The organism is Novosphingobium sp. BL-A-41-Hi4A-0G, assembly GCF_055521735.1.
Genome location: NZ_JBVFVU010000002.1, coordinates 371,473 through 391,176, shown reverse-complemented (window position 1 = coordinate 391,176; position 19,704 = coordinate 371,473). Strand labels below are relative to the sequence as shown.

Genomic DNA, 19,704 nt, shown 5'->3' with positions numbered 1-19,704 from the left:
AATGGTTCAGGCCAGCGTGGCGACTTCGGCCTCCAGTGCCGATGCCTTGCGCCCGCCGCGCACGACCTTGCCCGGCAGCGTGCCGGTGGGCCGGTCGTCGCGCCGGATCACTTTGCCGCTGACCACCGTCGCCACGTAGCCCCGCGCCGTCTGGTCAAGCCTGCGCCCGCCGCCCGGCAGATCGTGGCGCACTACCGGCGCATGCAGTTCGAGCGTGGCCATGTCGATCACGTTGACGTCTGCCTTCAGCCCCGCGCGCAGCACGCCGCGATCCTCCAGCCCCATCACCCGCGCCGGACGGGCGGCGAGCATCTCTACCGTCTCGGCCAGCGACAAGCGCTCGCCTGCCCGGTCACGAACCCAGTAGGTCAGCATGAAGGTGGGATAGCTGGCATCGCAGATCGCCGCATAGTGCGCGCCGCCATCGCCAAGGCCGATCACCGTGTCCGGACGGCGCACCAGTTCGAGCAGCGCATCGAGCTTGCCATCGTGGAAATTGCCAAGCGTGCTGAGGATCATGCCGTTGCCGCCACGCTCCATCAGCACGTCGTAGGCGACCTCCTCGCACGAGCGGCCTTGCGCGCGGGCCAGCGCGGCGATGCTCTGGTCGGCCGAAGGCTCGTACTGCGGGGGATCACCGAACGGGAACATCCAGTCCCAGATGCGCGTGAGCATGGCAAGCGGATGGCCGGGCTGCGGCATCTCTGACAGGAGCCTTGCGCGAAATGCAGGATCAGCGAGGTGCGGCAGCTGTTCCTCCAGCGGCAGGGCAGCGATGGGCTGATAGGACGGGCACAGGCAGAACGGGTGGGTCGAAAGTGCCCAGCCCGAGATCAGCCCGATCGGGCGCGGCAGCACCTGCGGCCAGATCTCCATCCCCTGCGCCCGCGCCTCGTCTACCTTGGCCAGCGCCTCTTCCCAGTTGCGCGGTCCGCTGTTGACCAGCCCGAGCGTGAAGGTCGACGGACGGCCGCAGGCCTTGGTCACGGCAACGAGCCGCGCCATTTCCTCTTCCCAGCTCTGGAATGGCGCGTCGAGCACCGCCTGGAACACGCCGGTCCCGGCCTCGGCCAGCGCTTCGGTGATCGCCACCAGCTCGCGCGTTTCGGCGTTGAAGGTGGGGATCAGCTCGCCCGCCTTGGTGCGGTGGATGTTGAGGCGCGACGTGGCAAAGCCCACGGCGCCTGCATCCAGCGCCTCGCGGGCAATTGCGCGCATCGCGGCAAGATCCTCGTCGGTCGCCTCTTCGCGCGCCAGGGCCCGCTCGCCCATGACCCACACGCGCAAGGGGCTGTGCGGCAGCAGGCAGGCAACGTCGATGTCGCGCTGGCGGGCGGAAAGGGCGTCAAGGTATTGCGGGAAGGTCTCCCAGTCCCACGGCAGGCCTTCGGCCATGACCACGCCGGGAATGTCCTCCACGCCCTCCATCAGGCGGATCAGCGCCTCGTGATCAGCGGTGCGGCAGGGCGCGAAGCCGACGCCGCAATTGCCGAGGACGGCGGTGGTTACCCCGTGCGAGGAACTGGGTGACAAGGTGTCGGACCAGATGGCCTGCCCGTCGTAATGGGTGTGGATGTCGACAAAGCCCGGTGTCACCACCAGCCCGCTCGCCTCGATCACTTCCGTGGCCGAGCCGGTGAAGGTCCCGCCCACCTGCACGATGCGGTCACCCTGAAGCGCCACGTCGCCGACGTGCGGCTCGGCGCCGGTGCCGTCAACGATCAGCCCGCCGCGAATCAGCATGTCCGCCTTGGTGGTCATCCTCGTTCTCCCATGGTCTTTGGCAAACGGTACTCGGCCGTTCGGCATGTGGCAAGCCTCGCTGCGTGAGGAAGTATGGGTACCTTCAAGGCCATGAACTGCCGGTTGGGATGCGATACAACGATATGCGTAACAATTATGCCTTCAAGTTACGCATGATTGATATCCGTCAATTTCATTGGCGCGGCCTGAGGTCACTCTGCATCCATCGAATCAAGGGGCGAAGGAGAGCGGAGCCATGGAAATCGCAGGCCTGGCCTACAGCGTGGTCAGCGCAACGGACCCCGACGCATGGGTGCGCTTCGGCGAGGACTTCGCCGGCTTCTCCGCACATCGCCTGCCCGGCGGCCTCGCCCTGCGCTTGGACGAACGTGCGGGCCGGATCTTTGTGGAGCAGGCTGGCATCGACCGCTATGCCGCCAGCGGCTGGGAACTGCGCACCCGCCGCCAGTTCGATGCCGCCCTGGCCGAGCTTGCCGCCAAGGGCATTGTCTTCAACACTTCCACTCCGGCGGAGCGCGCGCTGCGCCACGTTGCCAAGATGGTGTGGTTCCGCGACCCCGCCGGCAACCGCCACGAGCTGTGCTACGGCCCGATCTCGGACTTCACCCGCTTCGTTTCTCCGCAGGCGGTGCGCGGCTTCGTTACCGGCGAGCTGGGTTATGGGCACATCGTCCTGCCCGCGCCGCAGATCGATGCGACGCGCGATTTCCTGATCGACGTGCTCGGCTTCGGCATGTCGGACTTCATGGTCCACCGCCCGCTGGGTGACGATGGCCCAGCCATGCGCATAGACTTCATGCACTGCGCCAACGCCCGCCACCACAGCCTTGCCCTGTTCGAGGGCGAGGTGCCTGCGGGCTGCGTGCATATGATGGTCGAAGTGCCTGATCTCGACGAGGTGGGCCGCGCCCACGATCGCATGCTCAAGTCCGGTGCGCGCCTGATGGCAACGCTCGGCAAGCATACCAACGACCACATGACCAGCTTCTACGTCGCAACGCCCGGCGGCTTCGCGCTCGAATACGGGTTCGGCGGGCTGCAGCTCGATTGGGAAACGCACAGCGAGTTCGAATTCACCCAGGTGAGCCTGTGGGGCCACGATTTCAGCGTCGGCTTCGGCGCGGACGAACAGGCGCAGCTGGCAGCAGCGGCCTGAACAACAGAACATGAGGAGACGGACCATGACTCTTGCCCAAGCCGTTAGCACAATGCCCACCGAAGCCGAGCTTGTCGCCCGCGCCGAGGCATTGATCCCGGCCCTGCGCGCCCGCGCCGACGAGGCTGACCGCCTCTGCCGCCTGCCCGACGAGACGATCCGTGATTTTCAGGAGGCGGGCTTCTTCAAGATCCTCCAGCCGCGCCGTTACGGCGGTTACGAGATGGACCCGCAGACGTTCTATGCGGTGCAGATGAAGGTGGCCGAAGGCTGCATGTCCTCGGCCTGGGTGCTCGGCGTTGTCGCCGTCCACAACTGGCAGCTCGCGCTGTTCGATGCCCGCGCGCAGGAGGACGTCTGGGGCAAGGACCCGACCACGCTGATCTCGTCTTCCTACATGCCCAAGGGCGTGGCGACGCCGGTCGAGGGCGGCTATCGCGTGACCGGGCACTGGGGCTTTTCCAGCGGTGTCGACCACTGCGAATGGGCGTTCCTTGGCGGGCAGCTGCTCGATCCCGAAACCGGCAAGCCTGATTTCGTCACCTTCCTGATCCCGCGCAAGGACTTCACCATCCTGCCGATATGGGACACCGTCGGCCTCGGCGCGACCGGGAGCCATGACGTGACCGTGGAGGACGTCTATGTCCCCGCCTATCGCGTCCACCGCTCGAAGGACGGCTTCGCGGTGACCAGTCCCGGCCTCAAGGTCAACGACGCGCCGCTGTTTCGCCTGCCGTTCGGCCAGGTCTTCGTGCGGGCGGTCTCGTCCTCCTCGATCGGGGCGCTGCAGGGCGCGCTCGACGTCTATCGCGAAGCGGGGGCCAAGCGCGTTTCGCACAACGATGCCTCCAGCGCCGCACAGGACCCGGCGACGCAGGAACTGATCGCCGAGACCGCCGCCGCCATCGACGAGATGAAGGCGGTGCTCAATCGCAACTTCGACCACCTCAACGCTAAGGCCCGCGCCGGTCAGGCTGCTGACGTCGAAACGCGGCTGACCTTCCGTTACCAGTCGGCGCAAGTATCGGGCCGTTGCGCGGACCTGATCAGCCGCATCTTCCATGCCTCGGGCGCGGAGGGGATCTTCCGTGGGCGGCCAATCGCGCGGATCTTCTGCGACATTCACGCCGGGCGCACCCATGTTGCCAACAACCCCGGCAAGGTCGGCCGCAACTTCGGCAACGTCCTGCTCGGTGCTCCCAACGCCGACAGCTTCATCTGAGAAGGATCGATCCCATGGCAACCACGGCAGACTACGGGCTCGGCCCCAATGCATACCCTCGCGGCTGGTTCATGATCGCCGTTGCGGCGGACGTCACGCCCACCCCGCAGGCGGTGCACTTCTTCGGCAAGGAGATGGTGCTCTATCGCGGCAAGGGCAGCGGACGGCCGATCCTGCTCGACGCATTCTGCCCGCACATGCGCGTTCACATCGCGAAGAACACCACGTCGTACATCGTGCGCGATGGCATGCAGGTGGAAGGGGATTCGATCCGCTGCCCCGCGCATGGCTGGCGCTACAATTCGCAAGGGCAATGCGACGACATCCCCTATTCGACCCACGGCATCCCCAAGTCCGCCTGCCTGAAGTCATACACCGTGGAGGAACGCGCGGGCTGCATCTTCATGTGGCACGACATGGAAGGCGGCGCGCCCGATTTCGATCTGCCTGCGCTTTCCGAATGGGACCGCACGGAAGAGGGCTGGGTGCGCTGGACGCCTGATCACCTCGGCACCCTGCCGATCCACCCGCAGGAAATCCTCGACAACATGTCGGACATTGCCCACTTCGCGCCGGTCCACGGCAGCACGGGCACGGTCTATTTCGAGAACGTCTATGACGGGCCGATCATGCGCCAGCGCTTCGGCTCGGGCCACCGCACGCTGGTCGACAGCGAGGCGCTGCTCGAAACCGACACTTGGTACACCGGCCCCGGCATCCTTCTGTGCCGCATGGAGGGCAAGCATCCCTCGCTGATGATGATCTGCAACACCCCGGTCAAGGATGGCGAGGTACGGGTGTGGTTCGCAGTCATGGCAAAGACCGCCGACAACCACCAGCCTACGCGGGAGGAAGCCGCCATCGCCCGCGCCTATCATGAATCCGGGCTCGCCGCCTTCGCGCAGGATTTCGAGCTGTGGCAGCACAAGGAACCGGCGATCAGCGTGCTGCAGATCCCCGACGATGGGCCGTTCCACAAGGGCCGCATCTGGTATCGCCAGTTCTTCCACCCGCGCGAACGCGCCGACGAGTTCCAGAGCCGCGTCAATGGATCGCACGTGACCCTGCGCGGCGAGGGCGAGGTGATGCAGGTGGCTTGATATCCTCGCGGTGTTTCCCCGGGGAAACATTACGGGAACAAAGCTGCTGCTGCTTCAGAAGGCGACGACGGTGCGCAGCGATTCTCCCCGGCGCATAAGGTCAAACCCTTGATTTACCTCGCTCATTGGCAGGCGATGGGTGACGAGGTCGGCGAGGTTGAGGCGGCCTTGTGCGAAATGGTCGAGCAGGCCGGGAAGCTGGCTGCGGCCCTTGACGTTGCCCATGAACGAGCCTTGCACCCGCCGCCCGAGCTGCAGCTGGAAGGGGATCAGTTCCATCGCCTGCCCATCTGGCGGCACGCCGAGGACGACGGTGCAGCCCCAGCCGATGCGGGTGGATTCGAAGGCTTGGCCCATAAGCTTGACGTTCCCGGCGCACTCGAAAGCATAGTCGACGCCGCCTTGGGTCATGGCCTGAATCGCAGAGACAGGATCGGCTTCGCGCGCGTCGATGAAGTCGGTCAGGCCGAAGCGCTTGCCCTGTTCGTGGCGCAGCGGGTTGATGTCGACGCCGATGATTCGCGCGGCTCCGGCAAGACGTGCGCCCTGCACGACATTGAGGCCGATGCCGCCGAGGCCGAAGACCGCAACCGTCGCGCCGCTTTCGACATGGGCGGTGTCCATGACCGCGCCGACGCCAGTCGCCACGCAGCAGCCGGCGGTGCAGGCGAGGTGGAAAGGCACGTCATCGCGGATCACCGCCACGTTGCGCTCTGCCGTGACGATGAACTGGGCAAGGCTGCCGACGCCCGAATAGGCGGAGACCGGTTTGCCGTTCAGCGAGAACGGGCTCGGCTGGAGGGCGATGTCGCCCAGGAACATTTCGCACAAGTTGGTCTTGCCCGATCGGCAGTTGCCGCACATGCCGCATTCGCCGATGCCCACCGGGATCACGTGATCGCCGACCTTTACCGAAGTGACCGCGGCGCCGACTTCGCGGACAATGCCTGCGCCTTCATGCCCGACCACGACCGGGAAGGGATAGGGCGCGGCCTTGCCTTCGATCTGGCTGAGATCGGTGTGGCACAGCCCGCTCGCCATGATCTCGATCAGCACGTCGCCGGGTCCCGGTGGGGCGAGATCGAGCAGTTCCTCGACCAGGGGAGCGCCGGGGGCGTAGCATACCATTGCTCTCGTTTTCATGCGTTGGGGTCTTTCCCAAGGATCAGGTCGGCGGCCTTCTCGGCAATCATGGCGACCGGGATGGCGGTGTTGCCGCCGGGCAGGTGCGGCATGATCGAGGCATCGACCACGCGCAGCGATTGCAGGCCGTGGACGCGCAAGGTGTCGTCCACCACGGCAAGCGGATCGGAGCCCATGCGCGCGGTGCTGGTCGAGTGGTAGTCGGCCTCGGCGTGGGCACGGATATAGGCGTCGATTTCGTCGTCGGACTGGACCTGTGGGCCGGGGGCGAGTTCCTCGCCCCGCATCTCGTCGAAGGCGCGCTGGTTGAAGATGCGGCGGGCGATGCGCACACCTTCGCGCATGACGCGGCGGTCGTTTTCGCTGGCGTTGTAGTTCTGGTCGATCACCGGGGGCACCTCGGGATCGGCGCTGGCGAGAGTGACGCGCCCTCGCGATTCCGGCCGTGCGACGTTGATGTGCGCATAGAAGCCATGCATCGGCACCATCTTGCGCCCGTTCTGTCCGAACAGCGCAGAGACCAGCAGCATCTTGATGTCAGGCTCGTCCAGCGCAGGGTCCGAGCGGACCATGCAGGCGACCGACATGCCGGGATCGGCAAGCGGACCGCTACGGAGGGCAAGGTACTGCGCCATGGCCAGCGCGCCGCGCAAGGGGTTGAGGAAGCGCAGCATCGACCACGGTTTGGTCGAGCGATACTTCACATGCGCGGCGAGGTGATCCTGCAGGCCCTGGCCGACGCCGGGGAGGTTGTGGACCAGCGCGATGCCATGTTCGGCAAGGTGGGCGGCGGGGCCGACGCCGGAAAGCATCAGAAGTTGCGGGGTGTTGATCGCGCCTGCGGAGAGGATCACTTCGCGGCTTGCCGTCGCAAGCGTGTCGATGCCTGCGCGGCGGAACACGACGCCGGTGGCGCGGGTGCCGTCGAAGGTGATGCGGCGGGTCTGGGCTTCGGTCAGGACAGTGAGGTTGGAACGCTTGCGCGCCGGGCGGAGATAGGCTGAGGACGCGCTGGAGCGGCGGCCCTTGCCAACGGTGAGGTCGACCACGCCGAAGCCGTCGCGGGTCTTGCCATTGAGGTCTTCGGTCAGGGGATAGCCTGCCTGCGCTCCGGCCTTGAGGAAGGCCTGGGCGAAGGGGTGGTCTTGCGCGGCACGGGTTACCTGTATCGGGCCGTCGGTTCCGTGCCATTCGTTCGATGCAGGGCCGAAGCTTTCGAGCTTGCGGAAGTAGGGCAGGACATCTGCGAAAGACCAGCCGCGATTGCCCGCCTGAGCCCAGCGGTCATAGTCGGAATGGAAGCCGCGATCATAGGTCATGCCGTTGATCGACGAGCCGCCGCCGAGCACCTTGCCGCGCGGAAGGTAGAGCACGCGGTTGTCGAGATGACGCTGCGGTGCGGAGGCATAGGGCCAGGCGAAGGCGCCCGACATCATGATCGGCAGCAGGCCGCCGGGCGCGGCGATCAGCGGGCTGGTGTCCTTGCCGCCCGCCTCGAGCAGCAGGACACGGCATTGGGGATCGGCGGAAAGACGGTTGGCGAGGATGCAACCTGCCACGCCGCCGCCGACGATCACATAATCGAATTCAAGGCTTTCCATGTGCCAAGCACAATCCGGATCAGAGTTCGACCACCGAGAGGATGTGGCTGTTCTTGTCGGGGAAGACGTAGTCGAATTCGAGGACCATGGTTTCGCCGAGCTGGCCTGCGCACATCAGGTCGGTCTCGACGAAGACCTGCACGCCCGCGCTGCCATAAGCGTAGCGGGTGGACTTGCCGAAGACCGGAGAGGCATCGAGGCGGGCGTCGACTGCTTCATCGCCCCGGCGCGCGCGGTTCATGCCGATGTTGAGGCGGCCCTTGAAGGCGGGGTCGTTCTCGTTGAGGTCCTGCAGGTTCAGGACCATGGCTTCGAGTTCCTCGAGCGAATCGACGAGGAAGCCGAAGTGGAAGCTGGCTTCGAAGTCCTGCGCCATCATCGCGCGATAACCCTTGACCGCTTCGTGCTCGTCATCGGAGCCGACGCGCAAGGCGGCGTGGATGGCGGCGATCAGCTTCTGCTGCGGCTCTGGCAGGCAGGAGAGGTAGACGATGCCATCGCCGCGCGCGAAGTGGTTGCCCGAGACGACGAAGCGATAGAAGTTGCCATTGGGCAGGGGCAGGACCTGTGTTTCCTTGAGGCCTGCGATCTGCAGCAGGCGCGAAGCGAGCGGACCGTCTTCGGGCTTGCCATAGTGGAGGGCGAGGTGGCCCATCGACAGGCCCCCATCGGCAATCGGGGAAGTTGCGATTTCGGGTGCAGTCGTTGCCATGTCCAGCCTGTCCTCTCTGAGCCGCTTTTCGAGAGCAGCCTAACAGCGCGGTTTCCCGACCGCAACATTTGTAAGTGCGCACTAATGAATAATCGCGTATCTCAAGACCTCTCCATGTTCGAAATTTATGATGCAAGGGCAAGGGTGTTGTGAGCTTGCGTATCTTTAACTGGTGACTCGCAGGGTGGCGAGGGGGTAGGAATCGAGTGATGAAGCGACTGGCCCTTGATCACATCACAGCCATCGACACGACGCCGGTCCAGCTTGCGCAGACAGCGCGGGCGGCCGGTTGCGATGGCATGTGCCTGTTCATGGAACCGATGGACGTCCTGCCGCTGATGCCGAAGTTCGATATCTACGGCGACCTTGCGGCGCGGGCCGAGGTGCGGGCGGCGATGGACGACCTCGGCGTTGTGCTGGACCTTGCCTATCCCTTCACGCTGGCGGGACGCACCGATGTGTCTGCCTTTGCCACCGCCATGGACTGTGCAGCAGAGCTTGGCGCGGGGCTGCTCAATGCGCTGCTCTATGATCGCGATCCGGCGCGGCGGCTCGATACCTTCGGGCGCTTTTGCGACATGGCGCAGGGTTTTGGCTTGAAGGTTGCGGTGGAGTTCTATCCGCCGAGCCAGATTCCCTCGCTGGCGGCGGCGCTCGATCTGGTGGGGCATGTGGGACGGCCGGGGATGGTCGGGATCAATGTCGATCTGCTGCACCTGATGCGCTCGGGCGGGTCGATTGCCGAGCTGGCGGCGGCGCCGGCAGGGTATGTGCTCTACGGGCAGGTTGCCGACGGTGCCGCCGAGGCACCGGACAATGCCGAAGTCGAGGCTTCGTCGGAACGGCAGCTGTGCGGGGAGGGTACGTTTGACGTTGCGGGCTTCGTGCGCGCGTTGCCACAGAGTTGCCCGGTTAGCGTGGAGATTCCGCGCAACCACGCGGTGGGTTGCGAGACCACCGCGATGCGCGCGCGACGCGCCGTGGATAGCGCGCGCGCCGCTATCGCGTAGGGTCAAGCGTTGCGCAGGAACGCCAGTTCCTCTGCACTGAGCGTCAGGGCATCGGCCTTGGCGCTGTCGATGACCTGTTCGGGCGATGAACCGCCGAAGATGGCGATTGTCTGATCGGGCTGGCTGAGCAGGTAGGACAGGGCGATCTCGTTGATCGAGACGCCGTGCTTTGCGGCCAGCGATTGGGCGACGGCAAGGCGGCGTTCGTTGACGGGGTTGGCATAGCGCGTGGCGAGCTGTTCGCCCACTTGTCCAGCGGCAAGCTTGGTAAAGTACCCGCCCGACTGCGCGGCGTAGGCGACGATGGGCAGGCCTTCTGCGTGCAGGGCCTCGTATTCGCCTTCATAGTAGTGCTGGTAGCCCTGCTGCGCGGCGGCGGCGGCATCGGGCACGGCCAGGCCCCAGAAGGTTTCCGAGGCGACGAAGCCCTGCTTGCCGATGGAGGCGGCATAGGCGTTGGCGGCGCGGATGCGGTCTGCCGACCAGTTTGACGCGGCGAAGTGGCGGATGCGGCCGGCTTCGCGATGGGCGACGAGCGCGTCGATGATCGGTTCGACCGGGCTTTCCGGGTTGTCCATGTGGAGGAAGTAGAGGTCGATGGTGTCGACGCCGAGGTGATCGAGGCTTTGCGCAAGGTCTGCCGCGACGTCATCCGGGGTGACGCGGTTGCGCCAGTCGCCCACGCGCATGTCGAAGAAGCCGCCCTTGGTGGCGATCACGAAGTCCTCGCGCTGCTGCGTCTTGAGCCATGCACCGACCGCGCGTTCACTGGCACCGATGGGCGCGTCGGGCATCCAGTCGCCATAGCTGCGAGCCGTGTCGATGAAATTGCCGCCGAGGCCTGCGTAAGTGTCGAGAATGGCGTTGGACTTGCCCTGGTCGAGCATCCAGCCGAGCATGTTGGTGCCATAGCACAGGCGGCTGACGGTGAGGTCGGTGTTGTTCAGCGTGACCTTCTGGAGCATTCCGGGAATCCTTCTAGACATGTAAGTGCTGACTTATCCGAAAAGCCGGGGCGTGCAAGCATCTCGCGGGGCTTGGCGCGAGATGCTTGCACGGGTCCGTTCAGGCAGCCGCGTTGCGGCCTGCGTAGCGCCCGAAGAAGGTGCAATCGGCAAGGCTCATGCCGGAGGAGTAGCCATGCCCCCACGCGGGCAGGCCCGAGGTGCAACGTCCAGCGGCGAAGAGGCCGGGGATTGGCTGGCCTGACCGGTCGAGCACTTCGGCGTCGGCAGAGGTCTTCAGGCCTCCCAGCGTGAAGAAGCTGAAGTAGCTCGTTTCGAAATTGCACTCGAGAGCCACGAAGGGCGACTGGTCGAGGGGCTTGAGGATCGGCGCCTGCTTGTCGAACAGCGGATCGCGGCCTTCGCGGGCGTGGGTGTTGTAGAGGTGCATGGTGGTCGAAAGCGTACCGGCGGGCATTTCCAGTTCGGCTTCGACCTCTTCCCAGGTCTCGCCCGTGCCGGCGATGGTGATGCCGGCAAGGTCGAGCGGCTGGGTGAAGTGCGCGCTGTCGAGCAGGAGGTAGACCTTGCCGCCCGGCTGGTCGACGGCGCAGCGACTGACGCGACCGTGGTAGCAGTCCTCATTGATGAAGCGCTGTCCGGCGACGTTGACGAAGACGCCATAGGCCTGCTCTTCAGGGATGGTCCACGGGCAGGTGGTGAAGAACTGGTCCATGTGGATGGGATCGCCACCGACCGAAGCGCCGAGCTCGATGCCGATGCCGTCGTCCTTGTCGCCGATGGGGCTGTTTACCCGGAAGCTCTCGGGGCAGTACTTGCGGCGCATCGCATCGTTGAACACGAAGCCGCCGGTGGCAAGGACGACGCCCTTGTGCGCGCGGACGAAGCGGTCCTTGTTGTCGATCCGTACGACCACGCCTGCAACGCGGGTGCCTTCGGTGATCAGGGCAACGGCGCGGGCATCGACGTGGATCTCGGTGCCGAGATCGCGTGCGCGGGCCTCGAGGATATCGACCAGCGGACGCCCGCCACCCCAGCCCATGTGCTGGATCACGTGGCCGCGCGGCGCGGGCCTGGCCTGACGGTAGAAGGGCGCGGCGGCTTCGCTGCCCGACCAGATCAGGGTTGAATCGTCGGTCGGTTCGATGATCTTGCCCGGCAGGAAGTTGCCGCGATAGGGCACGCCCTGATCCTTGAGCCACTGATAGTGCGAAAGGGCCTCGCGGCCATAGCGTTCGCACTTGGCGTCATCGACGCAGGGACCGCCGGCAAGCTTGAGGTAGGCGGTGAAGTCCTCGACCGTATCGTCAAAGCCAGCGGCCTTCTGGGCATCGGTGCCGCCGCCGATGTAGATTTCACCGCCCGACAGGGCCGATGCGCCGCCGCTTCCCGAACTGCGTTCGAACAGCATGACGCGTGCACCCGCGGTGCGCGCCTCGATCGCGGCGCAGGCACCGGTTGCGCCGAAGCCGACGATGGCGACGTCCGTCTCGAAATCCCACTGCGGGACCTGTTCGAGGGGCAGGGGCCGATACTGTGAATATGCTGTCATTCCGGTCTTCCGCTCCCAAGCCTTCGCGGATCGTTTTCGTCCGCCGTTCAGAGGCAGGCCCGGTGAAGGGCCTTGCCGACTCATTTGCGCATTTCTGCACCGCATTCGTAATTTTCAATTGCATTGGATACGCAAATCGTCAATTGAAAACCCAATCGCCTTTCGATATTGGCGATTTCGAATCTGTTGATGCGAGCTTTGCCCGTATCAAAAAGCAAAGGGAGAGCCGCCCCGTGCAGGGCACTGATCACATCGATCTGTCGGGCAAGGTCGCGATCGTCACGGGCGGTACGCGCGGGCTGGGGCGGCAAATTGCCGAGGTCCTAGCCAAGGCCGGTGCAGCGGTGACGGTGTGCGGCCGCAGCGAACCTGCGGACCTGCCTGAGGGCATCGCATTTCGTGCCGCAGATATCCGCGATCCCGAACAGGCCGAAGCGCTGGTCGAGGCAGTGGCGGCGCAGCATGGGCGCATCGACATCCTCGTCAACAATGCCGGAGGATCGCCGCAGGCACCGGCGACGTCGAGCCCGCGCTTCTTTGACGCGATCGTGAAGCTGAACCTGCATTCGGCGATGTACATGTCGCAATATGCCTATGCCCACATGGCGAAGCTGGGTGCGGGGAGCATCGTCAACATCGCCAGCGTATCGGGGATTCGTCCCTCACCCATGACGGCGGCTTATGGCGCGGCCAAGGCGGGGCTGCTCAGCCTTACGCAGAGCCTGGCGCAGGAGTGGGGCCCGGACGGCGTGCGCGTGAATGCGATCATCGTGGGGCTGATGCAGACCGAGACTTCAGAAGAAACCTATGGCGATGCCGCGGCGCAAGATGCGGTCGCCAAGTCGTTGCCGCTGCAGCGCATGGGCACCGGGGCGGACATCGCAGGCGCTGTCCTGTGGCTGAGTTCGAGCCTCGCCTCGTGGGTGAGCGGCGCGCGCATCAATGTCGATGGCGGGGGCGAGCGGCCCTACTTCCTCGACCTCGTGAAAGGATAACCGGGCCATGTCGATCAAGGCGCTGGGCTATGTCGTGGTGGAAACCGCAAAGCCGGATGAATGGGACCGCTTCCTGACGGAATTCGTCGGAGTCATGCGGGTTGCCGATGCCAGCGATGGGGCGGCGCTCTATCGCGTGGACGACCGGGTGTTCCGCTTCCGCATCGAGAGCGGTTCGCGCGAGTGGTTCGTGGCGGCGGGCTATGAAGTGGACGACCGCGCGACGCTTGATGCGCTGGCGGCGAAGGTTGCAGCGGCGGGCCGTCCGGTGGAATGGGCAAGTGAAGCCGAGGCGAGGGGGCGTGGCGCCGAGGCCATGTTCCGCACCAGCGATCCTGCGGGCAACGGGCTTGAGCTTTACTGTGGCGATGCGCGCACCGATGCGCCGTTCGTTTCGCCCATCGGCGTGCCCGAGTTCGTGACCGGTGCGATGGGCATGGGCCATGCGGTGTTTTCCGCGCCCAACTTCGACGAGACCATCGCCTTCCATTGCGACGTGCTGGGCTTTGGCCAGACCGACATGCCTCGCTTCCAGCTGTTCGGCCCGGAAGGCCCGTCGATGGGCTTTGCCTTCCTTCATGCCGACAACGGGCGGCACCATTCGATCGCGTTCGGCGAAGGGCCGATCCCGCCTTCGGGCGCGGTACACATCATGCTGGAGCTGCCGACGCTGATCGAGGTGGGCAAGGCGCATGACCGGATGAAGCGCTTCGGATATCCGGAAAGCGCGACGCTGGGGCGGCATGTCAATGACGAGACCACCGGCTTTTACGTGCAGACGCCCTCGGGCTTCGATCTCGAGATCGGCTGGGACAGCCTGGTGATCGATCCGGCCAGCTGGGAGACGACCCGCCACGAAGCAATCAGCGTGTGGGGGCATGAATGGGCCTGGCAGAAAGCCATGAAAGAACAGCAGGGGGAACGGGCGTGAGCCTTGATAAACGCATGACTGCGGCGGAGATCGTCGCGCAGCTTTCCGATGGCATGACCATCGGCATCGGCGGCTGGGGCCCGCGGCGCAAGCCGATGGCGCTGGTGCGCGAGATCATGCGCTCGGACCTCAAGGACCTGACCGTGGTCGCCTATGGCGGTGCGGATGTCGGCATGCTCTGTGCGGCGGGCAAAGTGCGCAAGCTGGTCTTCGCCTTTGTCAGCCTCGATGCCATTCCGCTGGAGCCGTGGTTCCGCAAGGCCCGCGAGAGTGGCGTGCTACAAGTGCTGGAGCTGGACGAAGGCATGTTCCAGTGGGGCCTCAAGGCAGCGGCCTTCGGTCTGCCGTTCCTGCCGACGCGGGTCGGTCTGGGCACTGATCTGGCCGAGCTGGGCGGGCTGAAGACCGTGCAGTCGCCCTATGACGATGGCGAAACGCTGATCGCGATGCCTGCGCTCAAGCTCGATGCGGCGCTGATCCACGTGAACCGGAGCGACTGGCGCGGCAACGTGCAGGTGTTCGGGCCGGACGTCTATTATGACGAGTGGTTCGCCAAGGCCGCCGCGAAGACTTACGTTTCGTGCGAGGAACTGGTCGACCGCATGGAGGACCATTATCCGGAAGGTGCGCAGGACAACATCTTCGAGCGCTGCTTCGTTTCGGGCGTGGTCGAAATGCCCTGTGGCGCACATCCGAGCTCGATGCCGCCGCACTATGGCTGGGACATGAAGGCGTTCAAGGCTTACGCTGACAGTGCGAAAGACCCGGGCGAATGGTCGGCAGTAGCAGACCGTTTCGTCGGCGCTTCGGAAGCCGTCTATCTTGAATCCATTGGCGGAAAGGAGGCGGTAGCGGCTCTCTCGCTGCCGATTTTCTGATGAGCGACATCACTCTTGTAGACCTGTGCATCGTCGCCTGTGCGGAAGCTTTCCGGGGCAATGGCGAAATCGTCGCAACCGGCGTCGGCCCTGTGCCGCGCCTTGCGGCTGGCCTTGCCAAGCTGACCCACACGCCCGAACTGATGATGACCGATGGCGAGGCTTACCTGGTCGAGCAGCCGGTGCCGCTGGGGCCGCGCAAGTACGACGATCGCAAGCCGGCGGGATACCTGCCGTTCTCGCGTTTCTTCGACAGTGCGGTGTGGTCCGGGCGGCGTCATGCCATGGTCACGCCGACGCAGCTTGACCGTTTCGGCCAGATCAACCTCTCGTACATGGGCGGCACTTACGACAAGCCCAAGACCCAGATGCTGGGCGTGCGCGGGTTTCCGGGGAACACGATCTACCACCCCAATTCGTTCTTCTTCCCCGCGCATGGGCCGCGCGTCTTTGTGCCTCAGGTCGATATGATCTCGGGCGTGGGGTACAATCCGGCCAAGCGCGTTGCGGGCGGCAACTTCTCGGGCGTGAACCTGCGCCGGATCGTGACCAACCTGTGCGTGATGGACTTCGGCGGGCCGGAAAACGCCATCCGAGTGATCTCGCTGCACCCCGGCGTGACGTTCGAGGAAGTGCAGGCCGCGACGGGATTCGAGCTTTGCCAAGCCGACAACGTCGAAGTGACGCGGCTGCCGACGGCGGAAGAACTGGCGGTGATTGCCAGCCTCGACCCGCACAATGTCCGCGCCAGCGTTCTCAAGGACAACCCGCCCGCCGTTCGCGCCGCTGCCTGAGGGAGATGACAGCATGACCGACCTCGTCGAGCCGAAGAAAGTCGACATCGTCTACGAGACGGAAGAGCCCGTCCGTTACGAGGTGATCGACGCCGTGGCCTGGATCACGATGAACCGGCCGCAGTTCAACAATGCCCAGAACGGGCAGATGACTTACGCGCTCGACGATGCATTCAACCGCGCGGTGCAGGACGACAATGTCCGCGCGATCGTGCTGGCGGGCGAGGGCAAGCACTTCTCGGCAGGGCACGACATCGGCACGCCGGGGCGCGACTTGCACCACGAGTTCGACAAGCGGCTGATGTTCCCGCCGCACACCAACAAGCCGGGCGCCGAATTGCTCTATACCCGCGAGCAGGAACAGTACCTCGGCATGTGCCGCCGCTGGCGCGACATTTCCAAGCCGACCATCGCCATGGTGCAGGGCGCCTGCGTTGCGGGCGGGCTGATGCTGGCCTGGGTGTGCGACCTCATCGTGGCTTCGGAAGATGCGTTTTTTCAGGACCCGGTGAACCCGCTGATGGGCATTCCGGGTGTTGAATACTTCGCCCATGCCTATGAACTGCCGCCCCGTGTGGCCAAGGAATTCCTGCTGCTGGGCGAGCGCATGCCGGCAGCGCGGGCCTACAGCTTTGGCATGGTCAACAAGGTGGTCCCGCGCGAGGAACTGCGCGAGGCGACTGCGGCGTGGGCGAACAAGCTCGCCAAGCAGGGGCGGCTGGGCAACTGGCTGACCAAGCAGTCCGTTAACCACGTGGAAGAATTGCGCGGCAAGCGTGCGGCGATGGATGCGGTCTATCACATGCATCACTTCGCCCATGCGCAGAACGATCTCGTCACCGGCAATTCGATTGCCGGGGTGAGCGGCAAATCGGCGGCGGCGGCGAACAAGGCCGACAAGTCCTGATGGCCGATCCGCTTGCCACTGTCCTGACCGAGCGGCTTGGCTGCCGGCTGCCGGTGATCCAGACCGCAATGGGCTGGGTCGCCAAGCCGGAGCTGGTTGCGGCATCGAGCAACGCCGGGGCCTTCGGGTTTCTGGCAGCGGCGGTGATGACGCCCAAGGAAGCCGCCGAGGAAATCGCCCGGTTGCGAGACCTGACGCCGCACAATTTCGGGGTGAACTTCCACAGCTTCCAGCCCGGCGCCGCCGAGATCGTCCAGCTGATCCTTGCCAACAAGGATCGGGTGCGTGCGGTGAGCTTCGGGCGCGGGCCGGATGCGAAGATGATCGGCGCGTTCCGCGATGCCGACATCCTGTGCATCCCCACCGTGGGCGCGGTGAAGCATGCCGAGAAGATGGTCCAGCTCGGCTGCGAGATGGTGACCGTGCAGGGCGGCGAGGGTGGCGGGCATACCGGCGCGGTGCCGACGACAGTGCTTTTGCCGCAAGTGCTGGATGCCGTTGGCGTACCGGTGGTGGCCGCTGGTGGCTTTGGCGACGGGCGCGGGCTGGCGGCGGCGCTTGCCTATGGCGCGGTTGGCATTGCCATGGGCACGCGGTTCCTGATGACGGCGGAAAGCCCGGTGCCGCAAGGTCCGAAGGCAGCCTATGTCAAGGCTGGGACCGGCGATATTGCGGTCTCGACCAAGGTCGATGGCATTCCGCAGCGCATGATCCTGAACCCCTTGCTGCGGCGGATCGAAGGATCGGGCAAGCTGGCGATGTGGGCTCGCGCGATGGAAGCGGGGCTTGAGATGAAGCGCCAGAACGGCATGAGCTGGGGGCAGGTGATTTCAACTGCCCGCGCCATGACCGCGCATGGCGAGATGCCTCTGGCACAGGCCATCATGGCGGCGGCTGCACCGATGATGATCATGCGCGCCGTGGTGTCGGGCGATGCCGAGAACGGGCTTATGGCGACCGGCGTCGTGGCCGGGCGGCTGAAAGACCTGCCGACGTGCGCCGACCTGATGAACGAGATCGAAACCGAAGCGCGCGCGCGCATTTCCGCGCTCTGTAACGGGAACTGACCCATGCCCATTACCACCGAAATCCGTGACCGGATAGCCGAGATTGTCTTCGACGTGCCCCCGGTCAATGCCTTCGACAGCGAGACCTGGATGTCGCTCCCGGCGATCATCACGGCCGCGGCGAGCAATCCTGAGGTCAACGTCGTGCTGATCCGTGCGGCAGAGACGTCACGCGGCTTCTGCGGCGGGGTCGACATCAAGGAGATGCAGGCGCATCCCGAGCGCATCACCGTGCTCAATCGCGGCAACTATCTGACCTTCAAGGCGATCCGTGACGCCGAAGTGCCGGTGGTAGTGGCTGCGCACAAGTTCGTGATCGGCGGAGGCATCGGCATCTGCGGGGCGAGCGACACGATCATTGCGGCGGACGACGCGTTCTTCTCGCTGCCGGAAGTCGATCGCGGCGCGATGGGCGGGGCCAGCCATCTTTCGCGCATGCTGCCGCTGCACAAGGTGCGTGCGGCGTTCTTTACCGGTGGCAACATTCCGGCGGCAGAAGCGTACCGGCTTGGCGCGGTGGAAAAGGTCGTGCCGCGAGACACGCTGGTCGAGGAAGCGCGATCGTTCTGCGCCGTGATCGCGTCCAAGAGCCGCAAGGCGCTGGTCATCGCCAAGGAAGCGCTAAACGGCCTTGAACCGCGCGACGTCGATCGCGGCTACCGCTGGGAGCAGGGCTTCACGCTGGAAATGTACATGCACGAAGACAGCCAGAAGGCGCGCGATGCCTTTGTCGAAACCGGCAAGGCGGCGAAGTTCTGATGAACCTGACGTACACTCCCGAACAGCAGGCTTTCCGCGCAGAAGTTCGCGCATGGCTGGAAGCGCATGTGCCCAAGGCGCCGCTCGAACATTACGACGCGACGCGTGAGGGCTTCGAAGCGCATCGCCAGTGGGAAGCGACGCTCAAGAGCGGCGACTGGGGCATGGTGACATGGCCCAAGGAATATGGCGGGCGCGGGCTCGACCTGATCCAGTGGCTGATCTTCGAGGAAGAGTACTATCGTGCCGGCGCGCCGGGCCGCGTCAACCAGAACGGCATCTTCCTGCTCGGCCCGACGCTGATGGAATTCGGCACGCACGAACAGAAGCAGCGCTTCCTGCCACCGATGGCAAGCGGCGAGGAAATCTGGGCGCAGGCATGGTCCGAACCGCAGGCGGGATCGGACCTTGCCGGGGTGCGTGCCACTGCCGTGCTTGAGGGCGACGAATACGTGCTCAACGGCCACAAGATCTGGTCGAGCCGCGCCGCCTTTGCCGACTGGGCCTTCGGCCTGTTCCGTGAACCGGGCAGCGAACGCCACAAGGGCATGAGCCTGATCTTCTTCCGGCTCGACCAGGAAGGCGTCACCCGCAATCCGATCCGCAAGATCAATGGCCATGTCGGCTTTGCCGAGATCTTCCTCGACAACGTGCGCGTGCCTGCCTTCAACCGGTTGGGCGACGAGGGGCAGGGCTGGCACATCTGCATGGCGACGGCAGGGTTCGAGCGCGGTCTGATGCTGCGCAGCCCGGCGCGGTTCCAGGAAGCCGCCGCCGCTCTTGCCGCTCTGTGGCAGAGCCGCAAGGACAGCTGCGATCCGGCGCTCGAGGCCGATGTGGTGCGCGCGCACATGAATGCCGAGGCCTATGCGCTCAACATCTACCAGACCGCATCGCGGCTGATGGCGGGTGCGAAGATCGGGCCGGAGGCTTCGACCAACAAGATCTTCTGGTCGGAGATGGACATCCACCTCCACGAAACAGCGCTGGCGATCCTGGGCGCGGAGGCAGAGCTGCTGCCGCCCACTGGGGAGCACGAGTGGCTCGACGACTACATCTTCTCGCTAGCCGGGCCGATCTATGCCGGGTCGAACGAGATCCAGCGCAACATCATTGCCGAGCGCATGCTCGGCCTGCCGCGCTGAGGA

18 protein-coding genes are annotated in these 19,704 nt (G+C 65.1%); 12 read left to right on the top strand and 6 right to left on the bottom strand.

Going from position 1 to position 19,704, the window contains the following annotated elements:
* Positions 1 to 6: 6 nt before the first annotated feature.
* On the bottom strand, positions 7 to 1,761 hold the full coding sequence (locus tag ACZ1JX_RS19465) for an N-acyl-D-amino-acid deacylase family protein (RefSeq protein ID WP_465126597.1): 1,755 nt from the start codon (positions 1,759 to 1,761) through the stop codon (positions 7 to 9).
* A 238-nt stretch (positions 1,762 to 1,999) separates the two neighbouring features.
* Here ACZ1JX_RS19465 and ACZ1JX_RS19460 point away from each other — a divergent pair, with 238 nt between their 5' ends.
* The 3 genes from ACZ1JX_RS19460 to ACZ1JX_RS19450 are packed head-to-tail and all read left to right on the top strand — an operon-like array spanning position 2,000 to position 5,242.
* The gene (locus ACZ1JX_RS19460) at positions 2,000 to 2,920 is read left to right on the top strand and encodes a VOC family protein (protein ID WP_465126596.1); all 921 of its coding nucleotides are present in this window, start codon (positions 2,000 to 2,002) and stop codon (positions 2,918 to 2,920) included.
* Positions 2,921 to 2,972: 52 nt separating this feature from the next.
* Positions 2,973 to 4,142 carry a flavin-dependent monooxygenase gene (locus ACZ1JX_RS19455; protein WP_465126595.1) on the top strand — a complete coding sequence of 390 codons (1,170 nt, stop codon included), beginning with the start codon at positions 2,973 to 2,975 and terminating at the stop codon, positions 4,140 to 4,142.
* Between the two features lie 14 nt (positions 4,143 to 4,156).
* Positions 4,157 to 5,242, top strand: a complete 1,086-nt coding sequence (locus ACZ1JX_RS19450; RefSeq protein WP_465126594.1) for a Rieske 2Fe-2S domain-containing protein — start codon at positions 4,157 to 4,159, stop codon at positions 5,240 to 5,242.
* Positions 5,243 to 5,296: 54 nt separating this feature from the next.
* Here ACZ1JX_RS19450 and ACZ1JX_RS19445 read toward each other — a convergent pair whose 3' ends face one another.
* From ACZ1JX_RS19445 to ACZ1JX_RS19435, 3 genes are read right to left on the bottom strand one after another with little or no spacing between them, the layout of a single operon-like run.
* On the bottom strand, positions 5,297 to 6,385 hold the full coding sequence (locus ACZ1JX_RS19445; RefSeq protein ID WP_465126593.1) for a zinc-binding dehydrogenase: 1,089 nt from the start codon (positions 6,383 to 6,385) through the stop codon (positions 5,297 to 5,299).
* Positions 6,382 to 7,986: a GMC family oxidoreductase gene (locus ACZ1JX_RS19440; protein WP_465126592.1), complete on the bottom strand. Its 1,605-nt coding sequence runs from the start codon at positions 7,984 to 7,986 to the stop codon at positions 6,382 to 6,384. The genes ACZ1JX_RS19445 and ACZ1JX_RS19440 overlap by 4 nt, the downstream gene beginning before the upstream one ends.
* 19 nt (positions 7,987 to 8,005) lie before the next feature.
* Positions 8,006 to 8,698 (bottom strand): hypothetical protein, encoded by a 693-nt coding sequence (locus ACZ1JX_RS19435; protein ID WP_465126591.1) that lies wholly within the window; start codon positions 8,696 to 8,698, stop codon positions 8,006 to 8,008.
* A 209-nt stretch (positions 8,699 to 8,907) separates the two neighbouring features.
* Between ACZ1JX_RS19435 and ACZ1JX_RS19430 the strand changes: the two genes are divergently transcribed.
* Positions 8,908 to 9,708: a sugar phosphate isomerase/epimerase family protein gene (locus ACZ1JX_RS19430; RefSeq protein ID WP_465126590.1), complete on the top strand. Its 801-nt coding sequence runs from the start codon at positions 8,908 to 8,910 to the stop codon at positions 9,706 to 9,708.
* 2 nt (positions 9,709 to 9,710) lie between these two features.
* Here ACZ1JX_RS19430 and ACZ1JX_RS19425 read toward each other — a convergent pair whose 3' ends face one another.
* Together ACZ1JX_RS19425 and ACZ1JX_RS19420 are read right to left on the bottom strand one after the other, a co-directional pair.
* Positions 9,711 to 10,673, bottom strand: a complete 963-nt coding sequence (locus tag ACZ1JX_RS19425; protein WP_465126589.1) for an aldo/keto reductase — start codon at positions 10,671 to 10,673, stop codon at positions 9,711 to 9,713.
* Between the two features lie 100 nt (positions 10,674 to 10,773).
* Positions 10,774 to 12,225 (bottom strand): FAD-dependent oxidoreductase, encoded by a 1,452-nt coding sequence (locus tag ACZ1JX_RS19420; protein WP_465126588.1) that lies wholly within the window; start codon positions 12,223 to 12,225, stop codon positions 10,774 to 10,776.
* 233 nt (positions 12,226 to 12,458) lie between these two features.
* Between ACZ1JX_RS19420 and ACZ1JX_RS19415 the strand changes: the two genes are divergently transcribed.
* From ACZ1JX_RS19415 to ACZ1JX_RS19380, 8 genes are read left to right on the top strand one after another with little or no spacing between them, the layout of a single operon-like run.
* Entirely contained in the window at positions 12,459 to 13,220 is a 762-nt protein-coding gene (locus ACZ1JX_RS19415; protein WP_465126587.1) for an SDR family oxidoreductase, read from the top strand.
* 7 nt (positions 13,221 to 13,227) lie between these two features.
* Positions 13,228 to 14,151, top strand: coding sequence for a VOC family protein (locus ACZ1JX_RS19410; protein WP_465126586.1), 924 nt, complete (start codon positions 13,228 to 13,230; stop codon positions 14,149 to 14,151).
* Positions 14,103 to 15,029: a CoA transferase subunit A gene (locus ACZ1JX_RS19405; RefSeq protein WP_465126585.1), complete on the top strand. Its 927-nt coding sequence runs from the start codon at positions 14,103 to 14,105 to the stop codon at positions 15,027 to 15,029. Before ACZ1JX_RS19410 ends, ACZ1JX_RS19405 begins: the two co-directional genes overlap by 49 nt.
* Entirely contained in the window at positions 15,029 to 15,823 is a 795-nt protein-coding gene (locus ACZ1JX_RS19400; RefSeq protein WP_465126584.1) for a CoA-transferase subunit beta, read from the top strand. Before ACZ1JX_RS19405 ends, ACZ1JX_RS19400 begins: the two co-directional genes overlap by 1 nt.
* A gap of 13 nt (positions 15,824 to 15,836) precedes the next feature.
* Positions 15,837 to 16,730: an enoyl-CoA hydratase gene (locus ACZ1JX_RS19395; RefSeq protein ID WP_465126583.1), complete on the top strand. Its 894-nt coding sequence runs from the start codon at positions 15,837 to 15,839 to the stop codon at positions 16,728 to 16,730.
* Complete coding sequence (locus ACZ1JX_RS19390; RefSeq protein WP_465126582.1) at positions 16,730 to 17,797, top strand: NAD(P)H-dependent flavin oxidoreductase; 1,068 nt, start codon at positions 16,730 to 16,732, stop codon at positions 17,795 to 17,797. Before ACZ1JX_RS19395 ends, ACZ1JX_RS19390 begins: the two co-directional genes overlap by 1 nt.
* 3 nt (positions 17,798 to 17,800) lie before the next feature.
* Positions 17,801 to 18,556 carry an enoyl-CoA hydratase family protein gene (locus ACZ1JX_RS19385; RefSeq protein WP_465126581.1) on the top strand — a complete coding sequence of 252 codons (756 nt, stop codon included), beginning with the start codon at positions 17,801 to 17,803 and terminating at the stop codon, positions 18,554 to 18,556.
* Positions 18,556 to 19,701: an acyl-CoA dehydrogenase gene (locus tag ACZ1JX_RS19380; RefSeq protein ID WP_465126580.1), complete on the top strand. Its 1,146-nt coding sequence runs from the start codon at positions 18,556 to 18,558 to the stop codon at positions 19,699 to 19,701. The genes ACZ1JX_RS19385 and ACZ1JX_RS19380 overlap by 1 nt, the downstream gene beginning before the upstream one ends.
* Positions 19,702 to 19,704 lie beyond the last annotated feature (3 nt).

Bases quoted from the DNA above. Each gene is read 5' to 3' on its own strand.
- ACZ1JX_RS19465 (WP_465126597.1), bottom strand. From the start codon at position 1,761: ATGACCACCAAGGCGGACATGCTGATTCGCGGCGGGCTGATCGTTGAC.
- ACZ1JX_RS19460 (WP_465126596.1), top strand. From the start codon at position 2,000: ATGGAAATCGCAGGCCTGGCCTACAGCGTGGTCAGCGCAACGGACCCC.
- ACZ1JX_RS19455 (WP_465126595.1), top strand. From the start codon at position 2,973: ATGCCCACCGAAGCCGAGCTTGTCGCCCGCGCCGAGGCATTGATCCCG.
- ACZ1JX_RS19450 (WP_465126594.1), top strand. From the start codon at position 4,157: ATGGCAACCACGGCAGACTACGGGCTCGGCCCCAATGCATACCCTCGC.
- ACZ1JX_RS19445 (WP_465126593.1), bottom strand. From the start codon at position 6,385: ATGAAAACGAGAGCAATGGTATGCTACGCCCCCGGCGCTCCCCTGGTC.
- ACZ1JX_RS19440 (WP_465126592.1), bottom strand. From the start codon at position 7,986: ATGGAAAGCCTTGAATTCGATTATGTGATCGTCGGCGGCGGCGTGGCA.
- ACZ1JX_RS19435 (WP_465126591.1), bottom strand. From the start codon at position 8,698: ATGGCAACGACTGCACCCGAAATCGCAACTTCCCCGATTGCCGATGGG.
- ACZ1JX_RS19430 (WP_465126590.1), top strand. From the start codon at position 8,908: ATGAAGCGACTGGCCCTTGATCACATCACAGCCATCGACACGACGCCG.
- ACZ1JX_RS19425 (WP_465126589.1), bottom strand. From the start codon at position 10,673: ATGCTCCAGAAGGTCACGCTGAACAACACCGACCTCACCGTCAGCCGC.
- ACZ1JX_RS19420 (WP_465126588.1), bottom strand. From the start codon at position 12,225: ATGACAGCATATTCACAGTATCGGCCCCTGCCCCTCGAACAGGTCCCG.
- ACZ1JX_RS19410 (WP_465126586.1), top strand. From the start codon at position 13,228: ATGTCGATCAAGGCGCTGGGCTATGTCGTGGTGGAAACCGCAAAGCCG.
- ACZ1JX_RS19405 (WP_465126585.1), top strand. From the start codon at position 14,103: ATGGGCCTGGCAGAAAGCCATGAAAGAACAGCAGGGGGAACGGGCGTG.
- ACZ1JX_RS19400 (WP_465126584.1), top strand. From the start codon at position 15,029: ATGAGCGACATCACTCTTGTAGACCTGTGCATCGTCGCCTGTGCGGAA.
- ACZ1JX_RS19395 (WP_465126583.1), top strand. From the start codon at position 15,837: ATGACCGACCTCGTCGAGCCGAAGAAAGTCGACATCGTCTACGAGACG.
- ACZ1JX_RS19390 (WP_465126582.1), top strand. From the start codon at position 16,730: ATGGCCGATCCGCTTGCCACTGTCCTGACCGAGCGGCTTGGCTGCCGG.
- ACZ1JX_RS19385 (WP_465126581.1), top strand. From the start codon at position 17,801: ATGCCCATTACCACCGAAATCCGTGACCGGATAGCCGAGATTGTCTTC.
- ACZ1JX_RS19380 (WP_465126580.1), top strand. From the start codon at position 18,556: ATGAACCTGACGTACACTCCCGAACAGCAGGCTTTCCGCGCAGAAGTT.